Here is a 21,059-nt window from a genome sequence, read left to right on the forward strand (position 1 = left end):
AAATTACTTTAGTATGATATCGCTATACTTTGCGTTTATTGTTATCACCTTATCCGTATCCCTGGTTTTGTTAAATCCATTTACAAATACATTCCCAAAATTTCTTCTTGCATTTGCTTCTATGGTTTTAGGTACAGAGATCCTACTTTGTACTCCGCTGTAAGCGATATTAAAAGCAGTCTCAGGAAGGTTTAACTTAAAATCACTATTCTCTATTGCCAAATCCAGAGTAGAAAATGATTCTGAAAGGTTTGCAACTGTAATTGCTCCAAAACTTCCAGAGATGGCAGCATTCTCTTCTAGTTCTTGAATGAAAATATTACTAGAATCTGAATTTATTCTAAGGTTCTTAGCATTCTGAATTCTACAATTTTTCACATAATTTACAGCCAATCTACCATTATTCCATTGTTTAATAACTACTGGAGAATAAGAAGTTCTGATAAATGTACGATCTCCATCAATTACATTAGCTTCTAAACTGGTGTGAGATAAAGAGGCTATCATATTCGTTGTTTTTTCTGCTAATTTCACATTACCATGTCTAATATTCAGTTTTAGCAACGCTTCTTTTGGTAATCTAACTTTCACGATTCTATTTATAGACCCTGAATTGCTCATTCTAGAACTATATCTAAACACTGTTACGTTAGATCCGTTTGTTTGCGTTATTTCTAAATCTCCAGAAAATTGAGAAGCCCATGCTTGCATTCTGCGAGCAAATTCTTCTCCTGCCCAATCCTGAGTAGTAATTGATCCATTCGATTGGATTTGTGAAGTATTCTTACTTAATTCTTTTGTCCAATTTTTTACAACACTTTCGTAATTATCCCCAAATTTTTCTTTAATCTGATCTCCCCATTGTTGAATATATTTTTCTTCATTTTCCTTAAACTTATTCGTATCAAAATTCATACTTGCCAAGTTTTCAGAAAGTGCACTTGGCATTGGGTTGTTTTTTATATTCTTTAGAATAGGTCTTAACATATCCGAAATAACAGGTTCCAACCTTCTGAATTCTGGTAAATCGGCATTCTTTGTATTCGCAGCGGATACATTTCCTGACCAAAAATTACCAGTAATAGAATTTATAGTAATTTCACGACTATTGCCCAATGCTTCTATTCGCCAGTTTTGCAATAAACGTTCTTTGTTGTCTTCTGTAATATCATCACCCTCTATATATGCTTCTATCTCTACGGAATTTTTATTCCAAGTTTCGAATACAACTTCTGTATGACTAGTATTTAGATGAACTGTAACATCCTTATTTACTACAAACTTCTCACTTAATTTATCTTGTCTATTCTGCGCATATACCCCAGAAAAACATACTAAACTAAGTGTAATAAGATTAAGCTTGTATATCAATGTAATTTTCATTTTCAATTTTTTCTAATTCTTTTAGTTTGTCTTTTAGTCTTTTTAAGAGAGAGAGTCTAAGTGTTAAGTTTTCTATCATCGCTTCAGCACTCTGCACATTAGGACCTACTTCTATTAATTCTTTATTAAGGTCTAAATATTCATTATTTAGATTCTCTAATCGTTTCATAAAACTTTCTACCAATTCTCTATTAGAGTCATCTACATTAATCTGAGATAATTGAAATTTTATACCGGTTAATAAGTAGTTTTCTGCTTCTTCATACTCCGGAAACATCTCAGCCAATGAAGAAGTCTGTTTTGTTAATACCACGGTAGCATTCTTTGCTTCTGGCATATCCACATCGACAACCTCAGTTCCATCTATACCATTATAACCAAACTCATTAAAGGCTAACATAGAAATAGAAAATATTACAACTACACTCGCGGCTATCCTTAGCCAACCGGAATTAGATTTTCTTGCTTTTTTAGGAAGCTCTTCTTCTAACTTAGCCATAAAACGATTCTGGTGACCGTCTACTAATCGTTCTACAGGAATCTTATTATCCTGTTTTAGCAATTCTCTAATATCCTGTCCCATCTCTCAAATGTTTTAATTGATCTTGAAGCTGTTTCTTTCCTCTATGTACTAAAGTTCTCGAAGCAACCGGTGTAATATCTAATATCTCACTAATCTCTTTATGATCGTATCCTTCTATTAGAAATAACATTACTGCATATTTATATTTTTCTGGTAATCTTTCTATAGCACTTTTCACCTCATCAACAGTAGTTGAGTCAGACACGGACCAATCATCCATTTCCTCTACTGTACCCATTACTTGTTCATTAATAGCAACCATATTCATTTTTTTTGCTTTGAGCATATCAATACTCTTATTTATCACGATCCTTTTAAGCCATGCACCAAAAGTAACATCACCAGTAAATTGATGGAGTTTCATAAAGGCCTTTATAAAAGACTCTTGCATAGCCTCTTCTGCCTCAAAAGGGTCTTTAAGGAATCGTAATGCAACATAATACATACCATCACAGTATTTATTATAAAGCTTCATCTGCGCTTTACGATTATTTGCCCTACATTGTTCTATTAGCTCGCTCTGTAACAAACTTATCCGAATTTTGGTTAGTGATTACTTCTTTAAAACTGTTCTAATTACTATTCTCTTCTAAAGACGACTTTCAATACTTACTTGTTGCAAAATTAAAGACAAAAATATTCAAAATAACTGAAACTACTGAATATCAAAATATTAATAAAAAATTAATACCTTATCAAATAAATAATTTTTGTTAATAGGTACTAATAATTAATTCATCAACACTTTAAAAAAATGTATTGTCCATATAAAAACAATAATCAGAGCTCAAGGGAATTAGAAAAAATGATTAACCTTATAAAAAAACAATTTAGACTGCTCTAAAGACATCATCAATCATATCGATAATTTTGTAGAAACAAAACAATTACCGAAATCTATAATCGATGCACTGATAACCCAAAGAAATGCATGTGCGATAACCGTAATAAATTTTACTAGAGTAATTAGTGGAATATAACAAGCTAATATTTTGCTGTTATTTCCTTAAATTGTTTACTCATATTCCACTTTATTATGGTCGCTGCGGTTAGTATACCACTTCCCATGGCACCTCCTACTCCAACCAGTGTAATATCTTGACCAGTTAGATATAATCCTTTGACATGAGTTTTAGGGCGCAAAACTCGAGTTTGATAGCGTTCTGGAGCATGAGTAACTCCATAAATTTCTCCTTGAGTATAATTACTAAATTTTCGAGTAGAAACTGGAGTAGAAACTTCAGCGTGAATAATATGCTCTTCTAATTGCGGATATAACTCTTTTAATAAAGACAATCCTTTAGTTTTAAACTCTTCTTTTATCTTATTATACTCTTCTCCTCTATTTAACCAAGGTTCATCTTCATATTCACTGAAATCCTTATACCATGCTCTACTTATTAATTGTATAGTAGCCCGATCTGGGTTTTCTGATGACCAAAGGCTATCCTTAGCAGATGGAAATGATATGTAAGCAAATGATAATTTATCATTTGACAAATTTTCTTTATCATTAAGAATACTATCTGTATCCTTATCTGTATACCACCATATATTATATTTTGGTAGTTTTAACGCTGCATCACTTTTATCGAGTCCTATGTATAGACAAAGGTGACAGGTAGAAGGGTTAATTTTCTGAAAATGTGAATGCTTTTTATCACTAACAGATGGATCGAGTAATTTTTGAAACGTATTACGAGCTCCTGCATTACTTATAACTCTTCTGCAAGTATACTCGTTGCCATTAATCAACAACCCTTTTACAGATCTTCGTTTGGTAATAATCTTCTCTACTCTTGCTTTGATAAATACCTGAACTCCTAATGATTCTAAATTATCAATAATAGTTTCATGGATACGATTTGCACCTCCTCTTGGGTAGTAACCGCCTTCCATGAAATGATTAATTACAATACAATGTGATGCAAAACTACTTTCTTTAGGAGATAACCCATAGTTCCCGCATTGAGCACATAATACTGCTATAAGTTCCTGATTATCTGTTATACCGCTAAGAACTTCATAAGTTGTTTTGCTAGCAATTGGTTTTTGTATCCTTCTGAATAATGGTCCTAATAGTATGCTTAATAAGCTCGGAAAAGCCTTTTGCATAAAATACAGAAGGTTTTTTCTAGTTGATTTTTGTAGTAGCTCTAGATATTTATCAATTGCTAACTTATCATTTGGAAAATACTCGTAAAACTTCTTCTTAAAATTTTCCTTACCACCAACGAATTCAAATTTACGACCTTCGATATACGCTACATCATACGGATCTCCCATTGGATCCCACTTTAGTTTATTATCTGACAAATAATTAAAGATCCTTCGCAATCCTGAATTCTCATCCATATTACCCACATAATGAACTCCAACATCCCATACCAAACCTTTACGCCTTTTGAAGGTGTGTGTAAATCCACCAGGTGTATAATGCTGTTCTAACACTACCACTTTCTTTCCTGCTTTTGCTAGAAAAACCGCAGTACAAAGACCTCCAATCCCTGACCCGATAATCACATAAGTATCATCTGTAAATACAATATCTGAAGTGAATTTCTTATAGGATTTTTCAACCATAAACTAGTAGTAAGAGCTCAAAAGTAAGCAATTATATGTACTTTCATAAGCAAAATAAGTTATCTTTAATCATCAAATCTTAACATATGTCAAAGCTTCTAAAAAGATCTCTCATTATTCTTATCGGAATTGTAATTATTGGTATTGTAGGTAAATCTATACTAAAATATAACACTAAAAAGCATAGTCCCGAACAGGTTTTAACCCATAAGAGTAAAGATGCCAATTTTACTGTATTTTATAATAAACCTTCTAAAAAAGGAAGAGTAATTTTTGGAGATTTAGTTCCCTTTGATCAAATATGGAGAACAGGAGCGAACGAGGCTACAACATTTACAACTGATAAAGATATTCTTGTGGATGGCACAGTATTAGAAGCTAGTACTTATAGCTTATGGACAATTCCGGGTGAGAATTCTTGGAAAGTCATTTTTAATAGTGGTGCATATAATTGGGGAGTGAATTTCACGGATGGAAATCCATCTCATGATTCTAAATATGATGTCTTAATTATTGAGGTTCCAGTTCAGCGATTACTTAATGTGATAGAACAATTTTCTATTTATTTTCAGGAAGCCAATGACTTTACTATTATGTATCTGGCATGGGATCAAACAGCAATTGCAGTTCCTATAAAATTAAAGTAAACTATTTCCTCTTTGTATTACCTCTAAAAATAACAAATTTACTAAAATGAATTTATAAATTTGTTCTAAAGCTTCATTGTGAATAAAAATGATATGGAACATCAGGATCAACCTTCTAAAATACCTTCTGGAACAAATCAAGATACTATTAATCGATTTAAAAAACTGCAACAAAAAGAGGTATCCATACCTGATTTGTTCAAAGGAATTATTTCACAAAACACCACATCTCTAAGCAAAGGGATCACTTTGGTAGAAAGTACACAGGAGAAACACCATAAAAAAGCGCAAGAGTTGATCGAAAAATGTTTACCTCTTGCAAATAACTCGATAAGAATAGGGGTTACGGGAGTTCCAGGTGTAGGTAAAAGCACTTTTATTGAAGCTTTAGGTAACCTTCTCATAGCGAAAGGTAAAAAAGTAGCCGTATTAGCTGTAGATCCTAGTAGTACTATTTCCAGAGGTAGTATCTTAGGTGATAAAACTAGAATGGAATCATTAGTAAGATCACCTAAAGCTTTTATAAGACCGTCACCTTCAGGAAATTCTTTAGGCGGAGTAGCTCAAAAAACTCGTGAATCTATTATTCTCTGCGAGGCGACAGGATATGATGTGATTATTATTGAAACAGTGGGGGTTGGTCAAAGTGAAACTGCTGTACATGGAATGGTTGACTTCTTTCTTTTACTAAAATTAGCTGGAGCAGGTGACGAACTACAGGGAATAAAAAGAGGTATTATCGAAATGGCTGATGCGATTGTTATCAATAAAGCAGATGGAGATAATCTAAAATCTGCACGAGAAGCTAAAAACCAATTTAGAAAAGCATTGCATTTATATCCTTTGGCAGAAAACAGTTGGTCGCCAGAAGTACTTATGTGCAGTGCACTTAAAAATATTGGTATAGACGAAGTTTGGAAATTAATTTTACGGTATTTAGAAGTTTCCTATAACAACGGTTATTTTGAAAAAAACAGAATCCAACAAAATAAATTTTGGTTATTACAAACTATAGAAGAGCAGCTAAAAAACTCGTTTTATAATCACCCTAAAATCAAAGAAGTATTATCTGATCAAATCGAAGCTGTACAACAACACAAAATAACTCCTTTTGCAGCTGCTAAGCACTTATTATCAATAAACAAAGAATAGATTAAATATCCAATCGATGTACATATCCTAAGCTTAATTCTGAAAAATCTGCTTGACCTAAATTAGCATTGATATGTGCAGAAATAAATAAATTATTTTTAGGAGTTTTATTAGTATTAATAAGATAAAGCTTAAGTCCCATTCTACTAGAAATTGTTCTTTTTATTTCATAATACCAATCTAACTCTGCCGGAACATACACTTCATTATACGTTTTTCCTTGACTTAATTGCCAGTCTATTTTATAAAATGGTTTAGATATATTCAAACCTATTTCGAATTCCATTCCTACATGTCCTAAAAATAATTCTGCTGTTCCAAAAAAACCATAATTAGAAGCATACCTCACTGGATTATTTTTAAAAAAAGGAAATTGTTCCACTACAAGCTCTCCATCATTTTTTATATAATCATAATAATGTTCATAAAAACGATAATAGAAACCTCCTCCATACTTGAACGTTTTATTAATAATTTTCCCTATTGCAAAAGCACCAGAATACACCTCCTTCTTTTCATTAAACACTTCTGAAAGCACATTTTGTCCGATTCCTCCGCGAACAGAAAAATACATCTGAGACGTCCGCTTCCTTTCTGGTTCTTGCAAAAAACTCTTCGTTTTCGGAGCTATTGGCTTTGTATTGATCATTCCTGAAATGCTCAGCAAAAATGAATTGAGCCCTTGATTAGGTAATCTAGTATGACCATTAGAATGATGTATATATCCGACTCCTAAACGCCAATTGATTTTATTTCTTCGCATAAAATCATAATATAAGAATGATCTATAAGACCAATTTACTTTCGTAGTTATAGCTTTATTAAAAGGATTAGTATCGGGATCAAATTGTGTATCCAAATATGACGCTCCAAAAGCTATATGAAGATTAAATAGCTGTGACTTTTTTTTAAATAACCCAAATTCAACAAAGGGCATTACGGTATATGCAACCCCCACCTTGTCTATATTACCAAAATCCGTAATACCAAGAGAAATCCCAGTTTTAGGATTCCTTAATCGATACGCCCATTCGTTTTCATTCGAATTATTGGTTTTTCCTAAATTTAAGAAAAATCCATTCTGTAAATTGGTTTTTGGGAAAAACGTATTCGCTTCCATCGTCTTACCAACTAAAATTTCAGGGGTTATAAAAAAAAAATCTTTGTTTTGTTGATCGGATATTTGTCCATTAATCTGCACACCAATAAACAAGGTGAATAGATAAAAATAGGTATATTTCATGTAGTCTGGTTATTTTCTACAACAATCACAAGATGTTCTAAATTAAGTTAATTAATCACAATCTTTCTTGGAAGTCTAGAAATTTAAAGATGTAAATATGTCTTTTAAATTTCATTAACCAAAATACTAGACACAAAAACACCGGTGTAATTTCGTTTTAGTATAAAATTACATAAGATAAAACCTTTTTATTAGTAAATTAAAAATTACTAAAATGCAATTAGTCATCAAGACTGAACTCACTACCTACTTGATCATTTACAATAGCAACAGGAACATCTGTTTCTGATGTATTATCATCATAATCTTGCATAACTCCAGCAAGACGCTCACTTATTTTTACTAAATAAATAGTGTCATCAGTTTTTACTTCTACCGCTTCAATTGTATCACGATGATGATTTTTAAAATAAATAATATCCCGATCCGAGTAGCCATCAGGAAATTTTTCTACTAAAAGATTCAAAATATCTTTATTCAATTTTTTGTAGTCAACGATTACTCTATTCATAGTATGGAGGATTATAGTTGGTTACTTTCTACAATACATTTCAAAGTGTTTTTAAAAATTCACTTTAAACAAATTCTCTTCAGATATTATATGTCAAAATTCACTCTACAATTTAAAATAAAAAAAATTAACTTTTGAAAAATTAACTTACAAAAAAGTAAGTACTACCCTCAATATTTTGATGGGAAAAAATATACACTTTATGATTAAAAGAAAGTGAGTATTCCAAATAATACGTCATTTTTCGCGTTATTAGTAGTCATATAGTATGATTACAATAAGAATATTACACAAACGATGGATTAAGTGGTCTTTAATTACGCTTGGAGGCTTTTTTTTAATGTTCGCTTTTTTTTATGGAAGCATTTATTTCGGATTTTGGGGAGAAATACCAAACAAAAATGAATTAAGCTCTTTAAAACAAGCTGAAGCAACTCAAGTATTAGATAAAGATGATCATCTGATTGGTAAATATTTTGTCTATGACAGACAACCTATTGTCTATGAAAATCTTCCTAAACATCTGATTGATGCCTTGATTGCTACCGAAGATGTACGTTTTCATGAACATGATGGTGTAGATAATATAAGTTTGTTAAGAGTATTTTTTAAAACGATTTTATTTAGGGATAAATCTTCTGGAGGTGGAAGTACGATTACACTTCAGCTAGTAAAAAATATTTTTGGAAGAGAAGATTACGGCGCTTTTAGTATTATAGTAAATAAGCTTAAAGAATCTATTGTAGCCAAACGTATTGAAGATTTATATAGCAAAGAAGAAATTCTTACTCAATACTTCAACACAGTTCCATTTCCAGACAATACCTATGGAATCGAAAGTGCTTCTCAAAAGTTTTTTAATAAATCTACTGCAGCACTTACGTTATCGGAAGCCAGTACGCTAATTGGCAGTTTAAAAGCTAATCACAGCTACAACCCTAGACTATTTCCAGAACGCAGCCAGCTGCGACGAGATGTTGTTTTACAACAAATGACAAAGTACGAATATATCACTCAAGACATTGCGAATCAAGTAATGAATCAAAACATCGTTCTAGATTATCAATATTTTAATCATGATCTTGGGTTAGCTCCTTATTTTAGAGAAGAAGTAAAAAAAGAACTTAATGAGGTTTTAAAAAAATATAAGAAAGCGGATAGCAGTGCATACGACATTTACAAAGACGGATTAATTATTCATACTACTTTAGATTATAAAATGCAATCATTGGCAGAAGAAGTAATGAAAGATCATTTACAAATTTTACAAAAGACATACGAAAAAGAGTATGGAAAAGAAGCCCCTTGGAAAGTAAATACAAATTTGATCGATAATGCACTGAAACAATTACCTATTTACCAAAAATATAAAGAACAAGGTCTTAGTCAAAAACAGATTACAGACTCTTTTTCTATCAAACGAGAGATGGAACTATTTCAATGGGAAGGAAATATTACTAAAAAAGTTTCTACCAAAGATAGTTTACAACATTATTTGAAATTTCTGAATGCTGGAATGATTGCTATTGATCCTTCTAGTGGAGCAGTTAGAGCATATTTAGGGGGTATCGATTATAGATATTTCAAATATGACCATGTGTCTCAAAGTAAAAGACAAGTAGGTTCTACTTTTAAACCATTTGTATACACTACAGCTATAGAGAATGGTATGAAACCCTGTACCTATTTCCCGTCAAAAGAAGTGACATATACGAACCTTAAAGATTGGACACCCACAAATTCATCTGAAGAAAAAGATCCTTATTTAAATTATAACTTAGAAACAGCTTTAAGTAACTCTGTAAATACAATTGCAGTAAAAGTGCTTGGTGAAGTAGGTATTACCAAAGTATTTGATCAAATAAAAAGAATGGGGATCACTGAAGAGATGACTGAGCAACCCTCAATAGCACTAGGAACGGCTGGAATTAAAATAAAAGAATTAGCAGGCGCATATGCCAGTTATGCAAACAATTCTAAAGGAGTCCATCCTTTTTATATCACAAAAATTGAAGATAGACACGGCAACCTTATTGCTTCGTTTGAACCTAAAATTATAGAAGAACCTGCTTTTAGTAATTATACAAGACAAGTATTATTAGAAATGATGAAATCTACAGTTGATAAAGGTACAGCAACCAGATTAAGAACCACCTATGGTCTTAAAAATGAAATTGCCGGAAAAACTGGTACTACTCAGGATAATAAAGACGGCTGGTTTGTAGGAATTACACCAAAACTTGTTACGGTAACTTGGGTAGGTAATGACAATTATGCCATTGGATTTAAAACAACAGCTCAAGGACAAGGTGCTAATTCTGCCTTGCCTATTTTTGGTAAGCTTTATCAAAAAATGAATGAAGACACGGATTTTGATTATTTTACTAAAAGTAGCTTCGAAAAAACACCAAACAATGTTTTAGAGGATATGGACTGCCAACCAGAAAAACGTGATAATTTCTTAAAAAGACTGTTTAGTAAAAAGAAAAAAAAGAAGAAATTCAAAAAGAAATAAAACTCAGAAAATAATTTAAAAACATACTAGTTAACCTGTTATAAACATTAATAAAATCTGATTAAATAAAAATGAAATCACACATTTACATTTTCTGTTTTTTAGTAGTTATCTCAGTTATAAAGATTTCTGCTCAGGAGTGCAATGATACCGTACATACTGGTGAGGGCACATTTTATGACGGTGTAGCCGGAGGTACTTTTGGTAATTGTTCCTTACCCGTAGCAGCTGGAGATTATATGCATTGCGCTCTAAACAATATTGATTACGATGGCAGCAATGCTTGCGGAGCTTGTATCGAAGTAACTGGAGTAAAAGGAAGTGTTATTCTCAATGTAGTAGATCGTTGTCCAGAGTGCGCTTCTGGCGATGTAGATATGACAATGGAAGCCTTTGATATGATTGCTGATGTTATTGACGGTAGAGTACCAATAACATGGAAATTTGTACCCTGCGAAACGATGGCTAATAGTGAAACTATTAAAATTAATTTTAAAGAAGGTTCTAGTGAATTCTGGACAGCTATTCAATTTAGAGATATCAACCACGCAATCTCTAAAATGGAGTACCAGTTACCTGACAATACCTGGATGAACACTAATAGAGAGCTATTTAACTTTTTTATAGAGACCTCTGGAATTCCATCACCAATGAATCTGCGAGTAACTTCAATTTTGGGAGAAGAGCTGATATTTGAAAACATTGTATTGGACCTAAACGAAGATTTTGATACTGGACTTCAATTCTCTACTCCTGAAGGATGCAATCAAGAACTTTCTATACCAGAATTCGATGTTACTGAAGCAATCGTGTTATATCCCAATCCTACATCAAGCATTATACATCTCACAGAAAATGCTAATAAATGGAAGTTGGTAAACAGTTCTGGAAAAATTTTAGATCAAGGTTCCAGCAAAGAAATAGACTTGTCATCTTATAGTAATGGTATATATTATCTTTTATTAGAAGACAAAAAGACTATGAAATTAGTAAAACAGTAACAAACGAGATAACTAACAGTCTTAAATAATATGATTTTTTAAGCTTAAAAAGAATACTAGAGATCTAAACTATAAGCAATGTACCGATCTTTAGAAAAGTCCATATATAAACTGATATAATTTTTAAAACAGCTGCTTTAAGGCAACACGCAAATTCTACTATACCTATTAAAAAGAAAAAATTTAGAGAACAGATTATTAAATCAAAAAGTTACTAAAATTAAAAAACAATTTTAGCAATCACTTCCTCATTATCTTTCTTAGTCAATCTAATAACTCTAGTTTCTCTGCTCTCTTTACTTGAGCCATATTTCTTAAACATTGTGATTTTCATAAAAGTAGGATTTTCAACTTTTTGATATCTATCCCCATAATATTTAATCTTAACAAAATATATCCCTTTTATGGCTTTTTTTAGCGTAAACTCTTCGGGACCAAAACCTTCTGTCATATCCTGAGACATATGACCTCCTATGCTTGTTTTGTTATGACTGTAATAGCACTCTTCCAGATTAGGATCGATAATGTGCAAATCAATATCCGTATCATTATGATTCCAATCTGTTGTTACTCGAATATCATAGACTATAGGAGCTAATAATTCTTTGTCTATTTCACTGAGATCCATATCATCTTTGTATTTATCAATAAGCGTTCTTATTTCATTTTTGGCAATATCTTCGATTCCTTTAAACACTCGCCTCTTAGAGTTTTTATAGATTTCTCCTGTTACAATCTTATTGAGTAAATCAAGTGCTTCCTGACATTTTCCTTCATTTTCATAAGCCAGTGCTAAGTCCCTATATGATTGAGAATCTTCTGGTCTTAATTCTAATATGCGTTCAAAAATAAATACTGTATGCTTATTGTGATTAGTAGCTTGTAACTGATATCCATATACTTTTAATAATTCATAATTATCAAAATCTGTTTCCGGTATATTGGATAATATTCTGGATGCATACATATTATCATTAAATCTTTTTCTAAAATGATTAGAAACATCAACAAAATATGCCGGTATTTTTATATACTTTTCTCGTTGCTTTAGATATATGTTATAAGCTTCTTCTTTATTTTTCGCTTTTCTTAGTTCTAGTACATAATCGAGCATTATTTTTCTATCTTTTATTGTAAGATCTCCTGAATATTTTTTGAACGATGGTCTAATGATATTTGTTCTTGCCGATGATACATTACTATTAGGAGGTAATGTATTAGCTCTCAAAACCACGCTGCCCTCTAAAGTATATGTATTGGCTGATCTACCATTATTTTGCACATTTACTATAATAGGAAGGACATAATTTACATCAACGGATCTATTCCTTTGTTTTCCAGGAGTCATTTTAGGTAATAGTTTTAATACCCTGATTGCTTCTTCTGCTAATTTATTATGAGATCCTCTTACTTCTATATTAACTACATCACCTTCCCTATTAATCATAAATCTGGCATACATTCGTTTAACTCCTGGAGATAGGTTAAGATCTCTAGTCATCTGAGAATTATAATTACCATTAACTAGATTTTTCACACTATCAGAAAAGCATTTCTTTCTATCGTCATTGCTAATATTTTGTTCACACCCAGGAAAAACTGGTACTTGCTCTATTACAGAAAATGGTACTGATAACAATTCTTCGTCTTCTTCAGCATCCACTATTTCATCTAGCTCTACTATTTCCTCTAAACCATCATTAACCGATTGTAATAAAGGTGATTCCGCTATTTTTTCTTCTTGTACGATTTCAAAACTTTGTTCAACTGGAATTTTTTCTCCAATATCATCCGCAGAGATTGACTGACTATTTACCCGATCATTCTTAATTACATCTTTTGATGCGAGAATCTGATTGTATTCTTCTAATAATTCTTCTGGAGGAGTTATCTGATATGTTATATAATCTTGTATATCTTCTAAAACAATTAACGATGTAAACGCTGTTACAAGACTATAGCTTTTTCCTAAAGCAGTAATCTGTTCTTTGTTTTTTTTCGTATCCCGTTGTAATTGATCCAACTTCTTTTGAGCCCAAACTCTTCTAACATTGATATTTTTTGTTGGATTCGCATTTATTTTTATTGGTATGCTTTGTGTAATTTCAGTACCATATCCAAAATTCAATAGCAAGGTTTCATTTTTTTCAAAACCTTTTCCCGCTATAGAGAAATCATGTGACAAACTAACGGGTATATTGGGATATACTTCTCCATTTTTTGTTTTGGATTCATATCCTAAAAACTTAAATGACTCATACTTAATAGCAGTCATCGCATCAAGTATTGATTTTGTTTTCAGATTAATATAAGCGCCATTTGTGTTTTCTGCACTGTTTTTTAATACTGAATGATTTGCTTTCACTATACTATTTACAATAAATACAGGGCGGTTATTCTCCATCGAATATTCACTTAAACTTGCGATACCATCAGAAAATAAAAAGACAATATCAGAGACTTGTTTTCCTCCAAAAATGGAATCATACGAGGTTCCTCCATCATACGATACAGTCTCTATTTTGCTTCTCAAAGATTTCCAATTACCATCTTTTATTCTGAATTTTTTTTCTGATAACCGGACATTACTAAATGTTATGAAATTCACATCTATATTTGGAGTATATAAAAAGTAAGCATTCAGAAAATCTAATTCCTTCTGAAGCTCTCTCTCTTTCATAGATAAAGAAGCATCCCAATATATAGTAATCTCTTTAGCTTTTTTTCTTAATCTATTTTCTGGTTGCACTGTTTTGTATACATAAAAATAATTCTCAGAAGTAATTATTTTCTCTGTATTTAATGGCACAGGTATTTTTATTAATAGATCCTTATTAGGTATGTAATTCTTTTTAGTTATTGTAGTACTGTAATGTTTTTCCCAATTAGAAAACTCAAGTCCTGATAGCTGTCCTTTCTCTATAATGGGTTTGCTTTTTTGATCAAAAACAATCATTTTTAGTGAGAAATGATCTAGTTTGTTTTTAAAACCTAGTGGTAAATCATAATAATGTGCATTATCGGTATACACCAACTCTTGTTCATATGCTAATACAATTCTTTTATATCCATTAGCAGGTATTGGATAAATACGAGCTTTATAAGTGTTTCCTGTTCCTTTTTCTAATAAAGCAGGGTCCACTCTTTTTCTTACTACTGCTTCAAAAGCAATTCTACCTAGCTCCTTTTCCACAACAACTGCTTCTCTAAGTTTACCATTAACATCTAATGCAAAACGGGAAACATCGTGTCCTTCTCCTAAAGGAAATGAAAGTTCACCTTCCAAAACATTTCCTGTAGGATTATAAAAAAGCATATCATAGGTTGTGGTTGCTATATTACCTATAACATCAACTTTTACGTCTAATGAAGACAATCCAATTGGTTTATCTGAGACTTTTAAAACTGGAATTTCCTGAGCAGATACTAAAAAAGAGAATAATAAAAATAGGACAGAAGTGTACACTTTATTCATAAGATAAGAATTAGCTAATGATTGATTTAATTGGATCAAGTTTTATGCCAATTGATCTTATCCTAAAAAATCAGAGAATATCACCCATATTTCTTTACAAGCAATCCGTGTAACTTAAACGCTGCTACTCCTAAAAGAATTCCCACAGCCATACCAGTAATGATATCTCCAGGGTAATGTACTCCAACATAAATTCTACTATAGCTAACAACTGTAGCCCAAATTACCATAAAGGGGAAAATATATTTCACTTTTTTCTGCAATGTCAATCCTGTAAAAAAGGCTAACGCCATTGAATTAGTTGCGTGACCAGAGAAATATCCATGTCGTCCACATCTTTCTGCAATAAATCGAGTAAATTCTGCTACACCCTCTGCTCTGCATGGTCTGGGACGCAAAACGATAGTATTTTTAAACAATACAGAAATTTGATCTGATGCAGCAATTAAGGCTGCTACTATAACTAATGTTATAATCGTGCCTTTAATACCAAAATATTTATAAAAGAAATATAAGAGGATTAAGTACAGTGGAATTTGGTAAAATTTTTCTGTCATAAACAACCAAAAACCATCCCATAAAGGAGATCCTAAATTATTAAGATACAAAAATATATCTTTATCTAATTGTATAAGTTCTTCCATAATAACCCGTAGTTTTTATATCTATTTTTAATCAAAAGGAATATCTATTTATCTTCATAATGTTTTATCTCACGATCATAAAAATCATTTGCCTCCTGAAATAGATTCTCTGCTTCGCTTTCTAATTCTTTTTCATCACTTTTATCAAACTCTTCTAACCATTCTACTTCATCATTTTCTAGATTTATAATAAATCGAGGAAACTCTGTATGAACCACAAAAATGGCGTTTGGATAATCTGTATTATCCCCTAATAAGAATTTTGGAAAACTCATATGCTAAAAATTATAAGTAACAAAGCTACGAAGTTTACAATCAAAGTAGCAAAAACAATAAGAGGTAAATTTTGATTTAAAATTTACCTCTTCAATATATCTATTATTTTCTAATCTTTATTCTATAATAATCTGTACTCTGGCATTAGATCCTAATTCTGTATTATCAATACCTTCTCCTTCTTTAGGTTCTGTATTGCTAATCCCAATATGTTCTATTAAAGTTTCATCTATACCATTTTCCACCAAATATTCTCTAACAAAACCTGCTCTTGCCGATGAAAGAATTTCATTTTCAAACTCAATTTCAGAATCATTAGCATGTCCAACTATTTTGATACTATTAAACTTAAAAACTTTTAAGTATTGTAAATATGAATCTAGAGCTGTTTTAATTTCCTCATACACTTCACTTTCACCTATCAAATATTCAATATCAGAAAAGTCTAAGGCCATATCACAAATATTATCCACATCCACACCCTTTACATCTTGCATTTCTCTTAGTTCTACATCATCTATATAATAGTATGCATCACTGAAAGATCCTCCTTTTAATGATTTTCCGTTAGGTGTATCTGAAAAATAGCCTAGAGAGATATATTTTTCTGTTCCTTTAGCTTTATAAACTCCACATACTTTAGTCCATTCTTTAGTATCACATATCATCTCAGAAGATTCTATATGTAACTTATATTTTGATGTTTCTGTAATCCTAGGAACTCTTGCTGTAAAATAAGAACCTATAGAAGAGGTACAGGAATTACTTACTCTTCCTTCTCCAAGTGATACATACATATGAAAATAATAATACCTTCCGGCTTTTAAAGGACTAACTAATTTGGTTACAATTGATTCTTTTGTGTTATTACCGGTTACATATAATCCTACTTTCGATTCTCCTGTTCTAGGTTCTTGCGGACCAAACTGTTTTAAAAAACCTGCTGCTTTATGATCAAATTTCACTTCACTCACTCCTGGATGATGTGCATCTGGGGTATTTGTTAACGATTTCCAATCAGCAATAACACCAAAGTTTCGCATCTCATGTTTCAGTTTTTTGACTGCTGCATTTGTGTTTTCAAAACTAGGATTCGGAATTAAATTTTGTGCCAAGGCGCTATCATTAAGGCCTATAACAAAAAATACAATAAGTAAAAGGTAAAGGTTAGATTTTGGGCTATTCATCTCTTTTCTTTTCGGTTTTAGTTATATTCGAAATATAGTTAAATATTCCTTAATATGAAATATATTTTGACAAGTAACAAAAACTAGTCCAAAAAAGAAACGGAGTAAAACTCTCTATATTGTAGCTATTAAAAAAGATTATCACAATGATTTTGCATTACCTTTTTTCAGCATTAAATCTTTACTCAAATAATTAAATCTAATGTACAATAATAATGCTGATGCTGTTAACCCAGCCAATAATCCTATCCAAATACCGGAACTCTTGTATTCTGTATATAAACCCAGATAATAACTAATAGGAAAACCAACAATCCAATATGCAAAAAATGTAATCGCAGTAGGTATTTTTACATCTTGTAACCCTCTTAATGCGCCAAGAACTGCCACTTGAATACCATCAGATATCTGAAACAAAGCAGCTATAATCAAAAGCTTCGCAGCTATTCCGATTACTTCTGTATTATCTGCTAAATTTTCTGTGTCGTTTACATCTAAATAAATCTCTGGCAATATGTTATTAAAAATAACAAAACACAAGGCAAATATAATTTCGATAAAAAACGTTAATAAAAAAATTGAAAATGCAATTCTTCTTAATTCTTTATATTGTAAAAGTCCTTTTTGATTCCCTACACGTACCATAGCCGCTACACTCAATCCCATAGCTACCATAAAAGTCATTGCTGACAGATTTAACGCTATTTGATTAGCCGCTTGCGGATTTTTACCTAAAATTCCTGAAATCCAAATGGCAGAAGTAAATATTGCAACTTCAAAAAACATCTGTAATGCAGAAGGAAACCCTAGTGTTACTATGTTTTTTAGCATACTACTCTGAAGAACAAAGAATTTAATATTGGTAACATATGCTTTTGACTTTTCTTTATATTTCAGAAAAAGCCATAAAAAAATTACCATTACAAATCTGGATACTAATGTACCAACTGCTGCACCAACAATACCCATTTGTGGAAAACCAAACTTCCCAAAAATCAACAAATAATTTAAAACTACATTTACGATATTGGCGACTAGAGTTGCATACATCGGATATCTGGTCATGGATAATCCATCCGAAAACTGTTTAAAAGCCTGAAAAACTATTAAAGGAATTAAGGAAACTGCAACTAAATCCAAATAAGGAATTGCCAACTCTACTACCTCAACGGGCTGTTTCATTAAATACATCAGTGGTTTCGCAACTAAAACCCCAAAGAATAAAGCTACTCCGAGTGTAGTACATAAAAATAATCCATGCTTAAATGCTGATTTACCTTTATTAAAATTACCCTCTCCATCTGCCTCTGCTACAAGAGGCGTAATTGCTGTAGAAAATCCAATCCCTAAAGACATCGCAATAAACATAAAGCTATTCCCTAAAGATACCGCTGCCAATTCTGCAGTACCTAATTGCCCAACCATAATGTTATCAATTAAACCCACAAAAGTATGCCCTAACATTCCCAGCATGACAGGTGCTGCCAATCTTAGATTATAGTTAAATTCTTTTGTGTATTGATAAAGCATCTTTACATGTTGAACCAACAAATATAGGGAGATTAGTAACGGAATTACTTCTTGTTTAAAACAACTTTATTCAAAAAAAAGGTGCTTACTAATAAGCACCTTTTTTTCAAAGACATGAAAACTACTATATTAATTCTTCAAAAATTTAGTAGTTGCTTTAGCTCCGTTATTAGCTGTTAAACTAATAAAATACATTCCAGATGATAGATTCCAGGTTGGTATTGAAACTCTATCTACAGCAACATCAGATACTTTTATCGACTTTATAACATTTCCAGTTATTCCAGAAATTACAACAGTCGAATTTTGAATATTTATTAGATCTCCAGAGATGTATAGTACATTTTTTGTAGGATTAGGAAATAATTGTAATCCTAGCGTATTAAAATCAGTCACCGATAATGATCTTGAAGGTTCAGTTCCCCAAACTAATACTCCATCAGCATAAATAGGAACTTTTTCCGATTCAATAAGTGTATTGCTCAGGTTTTCGTATGAATAATCATTAGTAGGATCCCAAGAACTATCAGAAGCATCGTTAGGCACAGAAACTCTTACTTGAATTTCTTTTCTATGTTCTCCCTGACCACCTGGAAAAGGCATATTATCATTATCAATTCCTACTTCTACAAAGTATATATTATTATCGGCATTCCAAACTTGTAAACCCTCTGTCGCTCCTCCGTTACCTCTGCTTGTAATTTCATAATCACTAGAAGTATATCCTGCATTAATTCCTTCGGTAATATCTATGAAATAGCGTGCTGTTAAACTTCCAGGAATCCTTGCGGGCCAAGCCGACCTGTTATTTAACCAAATTGCTAATTCTGTAAACCTTCCTGATTCACTATTAATTTTAGTTTCGTTTAGAAATTCTACATTTGCTGGTTCTTCTTGTGGAAAATTATCCAGTTCTGTACCTCCAAATTCCATTACCATTCTAGCTAATACTCCCTGATAACAAGCATTATAATCGCAAGCAACTTCATTAGCTTGAAAATCTGATCTATCCTCTACAAACATATCGTCAGGGCTTCCTGGTCCTCCCATCAAAGCTCCCCAAAGCGTATGTCTTGACTCTTCTGGTACACTCTCACTTCTTGACCAACTAGAATGTTGTCCTCTGTGATGTGGTTTTGTAGGAGGGTTTACTCCAAAACCAGTAACCAAACTTCGATTGTTTGGGTTATCCCCTAAAGCATAATTAACTTGATCAACGGCAAAATCGTGATATTCTTGTTTACTTGGAGTATCTACAGTATCGCTAAATATCAAAGCTGTTAATGCTGCATTCATAGAATGACGTAAAGATCCCCATTGTGTAAGGTGTGCTTGACCTCCTGCGGAGTATGTTATACCATTTCCATTATCTATCCAAAACTGCAAATGCCTTTCTGTATTATCGATATATTGTTGCTTCCCTGTAAGTTGTGCTAATAAAACCATATTTCCGTATCGTTTATCATCCCATACAAAACTCCATAAGTAATCCGGTTCTCCATAAGCTGCTTCTGCTTTTTGAAGATATGTATTATCCCCTGTCGCTTTGTATAACCATAAAGCACCCCAACTCAATTCATCTTCATATCCACCAGAGGAGTATGTCCCTACAGCTGGGATTCCACCTTCTTCTGTATACTTTCCTTTATAGGTTTCTCCAAATTCATATAGATCCTTAGCATGCTGTAATAAAGTAGCGCTATATGCAGGATCACTATCTTTAAAAATGATACTAGCAGATGCTAAAGCAGCAGCAGTTTCGCAAACCACTTCAGTTCCTGGATGATCAATATCTAGTTTAAAAGACTCTCTTTGTCCATATTGTGGGTGAACATCTATCATTTCGGCAGGCATCCAAAAATTATGATCCTGTCCCTTCTTAGAAACTTGGGCATAAAATTCAAACTTAGAAGGATGACATTTAATAAAATAGTCGGTTACCCATTTAATATTCCTTTTGTAGTGTTCCGTTTGATTTACAGCATCATAACCTTCTTTATATTCTAAAAACCCCCAATTCAAAGCAGTTACGGAAAAGGCCATAGGAAAACCGAATTTAATATGGTCTCCTGCATCAAACCATCCACCTGTTAGATCTAATCCAACGTCTTGGCCATCATTGACACCAGCATCGCTTCGCCAGCTAATTCTATTCCAATCCGGAAGAACTCCCGATTGTTGCGCTTCATAAAACAATATTGATTTTTGTAAAGCTTCTCCATAATTGTGTTGTGCGACGACCTGTGTTCCTTGCAACCCTAAGAAGATTAGCAATACGTTTAGTAAGTTTTTTTTCATGTTTAATTGATTTGTGTATTATTAATTTATG

Annotated in this window: 16 protein-coding genes; 4 read left to right on the forward strand and 12 right to left on the reverse strand. The window is 32.2% G+C overall.

Going from position 1 to position 21,059, the window contains the following annotated elements:
* Positions 1–3: 3 nt before the first annotated feature.
* The 4 genes from Q0921_RS23500 to Q0921_RS23515 form a co-directional block, all read right to left on the reverse strand.
* Complete coding sequence (locus Q0921_RS23500; RefSeq protein WP_299261367.1) at positions 4–1,383, reverse strand: hypothetical protein; 1,380 nt, start codon at positions 1,381–1,383, stop codon at positions 4–6.
* On the reverse strand, positions 1,355–1,966 hold the full coding sequence (locus tag Q0921_RS23505; RefSeq protein ID WP_299261369.1) for a hypothetical protein: 612 nt from the start codon (positions 1,964–1,966) through the stop codon (positions 1,355–1,357). Before Q0921_RS23505 ends, Q0921_RS23500 begins: the two co-directional genes overlap by 29 nt.
* Positions 1,950–2,441, reverse strand: coding sequence for a sigma-70 family RNA polymerase sigma factor (locus Q0921_RS23510; RefSeq protein WP_118464003.1), 492 nt, complete (start codon positions 2,439–2,441; stop codon positions 1,950–1,952). Before Q0921_RS23510 ends, Q0921_RS23505 begins: the two co-directional genes overlap by 17 nt.
* A 509-nt stretch (positions 2,442–2,950) precedes the next feature.
* Complete coding sequence (locus Q0921_RS23515; protein WP_299261371.1) at positions 2,951–4,549, reverse strand: NAD(P)/FAD-dependent oxidoreductase; 1,599 nt, start codon at positions 4,547–4,549, stop codon at positions 2,951–2,953.
* Between the two features lie 86 nt (positions 4,550–4,635).
* On the opposite strand from Q0921_RS23515, the gene Q0921_RS23520 reads away from it, so the two are divergent.
* Positions 4,636–5,196, forward strand: a complete 561-nt coding sequence (locus Q0921_RS23520) for a DUF2911 domain-containing protein (RefSeq protein WP_299261373.1) — start codon at positions 4,636–4,638, stop codon at positions 5,194–5,196.
* A 93-nt stretch (positions 5,197–5,289) separates the two neighbouring features.
* Positions 5,290–6,348 (forward strand): methylmalonyl Co-A mutase-associated GTPase MeaB, encoded by a 1,059-nt coding sequence (gene meaB / locus Q0921_RS23525; protein WP_299261411.1) that lies wholly within the window; start codon positions 5,290–5,292, stop codon positions 6,346–6,348.
* A gap of 1 nt (position 6,349) precedes the next feature.
* On the opposite strand, the gene Q0921_RS23530 is transcribed toward meaB, so the two are convergent.
* Positions 6,350–7,591 carry an acyloxyacyl hydrolase gene (locus Q0921_RS23530; RefSeq protein WP_299261375.1) on the reverse strand — a complete coding sequence of 414 codons (1,242 nt, stop codon included), beginning with the start codon at positions 7,589–7,591 and terminating at the stop codon, positions 6,350–6,352.
* Positions 7,592–7,811: 220 nt separating this feature from the next.
* Positions 7,812–8,102: a hypothetical protein gene (locus Q0921_RS23535; RefSeq protein WP_299261377.1), complete on the reverse strand. Its 291-nt coding sequence runs from the start codon at positions 8,100–8,102 to the stop codon at positions 7,812–7,814.
* Between the two features lie 268 nt (positions 8,103–8,370).
* Here Q0921_RS23535 and Q0921_RS23540 point away from each other — a divergent pair, with 268 nt between their 5' ends.
* On the forward strand, positions 8,371–10,617 hold the full coding sequence (locus Q0921_RS23540) for a transglycosylase domain-containing protein (RefSeq protein ID WP_299261379.1): 2,247 nt from the start codon (positions 8,371–8,373) through the stop codon (positions 10,615–10,617).
* 71 nt (positions 10,618–10,688) lie between these two features.
* Complete coding sequence (locus Q0921_RS23545) at positions 10,689–11,618, forward strand: expansin EXLX1 family cellulose-binding protein (protein WP_299261381.1); 930 nt, start codon at positions 10,689–10,691, stop codon at positions 11,616–11,618.
* A 220-nt stretch (positions 11,619–11,838) separates the two neighbouring features.
* Here the strand turns inward: Q0921_RS23545 and Q0921_RS23550 are convergent, their stop codons facing one another.
* The 6 genes from Q0921_RS23550 to Q0921_RS23575 form a co-directional block, all read right to left on the reverse strand.
* Entirely contained in the window at positions 11,839–15,093 is a 3,255-nt protein-coding gene (locus tag Q0921_RS23550; protein WP_299261383.1) for a VIT domain-containing protein, read from the reverse strand.
* Positions 15,094–15,173: 80 nt separating this feature from the next.
* Positions 15,174–15,737 (reverse strand): phosphatase PAP2 family protein, encoded by a 564-nt coding sequence (locus Q0921_RS23555; RefSeq protein WP_299261385.1) that lies wholly within the window; start codon positions 15,735–15,737, stop codon positions 15,174–15,176.
* 44 nt (positions 15,738–15,781) lie between these two features.
* Positions 15,782–16,012, reverse strand: coding sequence for a hypothetical protein (locus tag Q0921_RS23560; protein ID WP_299261387.1), 231 nt, complete (start codon positions 16,010–16,012; stop codon positions 15,782–15,784).
* A 117-nt stretch (positions 16,013–16,129) separates the two neighbouring features.
* Positions 16,130–17,200: an OmpA family protein gene (locus Q0921_RS23565; protein WP_299261389.1), complete on the reverse strand. Its 1,071-nt coding sequence runs from the start codon at positions 17,198–17,200 to the stop codon at positions 16,130–16,132.
* Between the two features lie 141 nt (positions 17,201–17,341).
* On the reverse strand, positions 17,342–18,730 hold the full coding sequence (locus Q0921_RS23570) for an MATE family efflux transporter (protein WP_299261391.1): 1,389 nt from the start codon (positions 18,728–18,730) through the stop codon (positions 17,342–17,344).
* A gap of 129 nt (positions 18,731–18,859) precedes the next feature.
* A complete protein-coding gene (locus Q0921_RS23575; protein WP_299261393.1) occupies positions 18,860–21,028 on the reverse strand; it encodes a glycoside hydrolase family 9 protein in 2,169 nt (722 codons plus the stop codon).
* Between the last annotated feature and the right edge of the window lie 31 nt (positions 21,029–21,059).

Source organism: uncultured Aquimarina sp. (assembly GCF_947496855.1).
GTDB lineage: Bacteria > Bacteroidota > Bacteroidia > Flavobacteriales > Flavobacteriaceae > Aquimarina.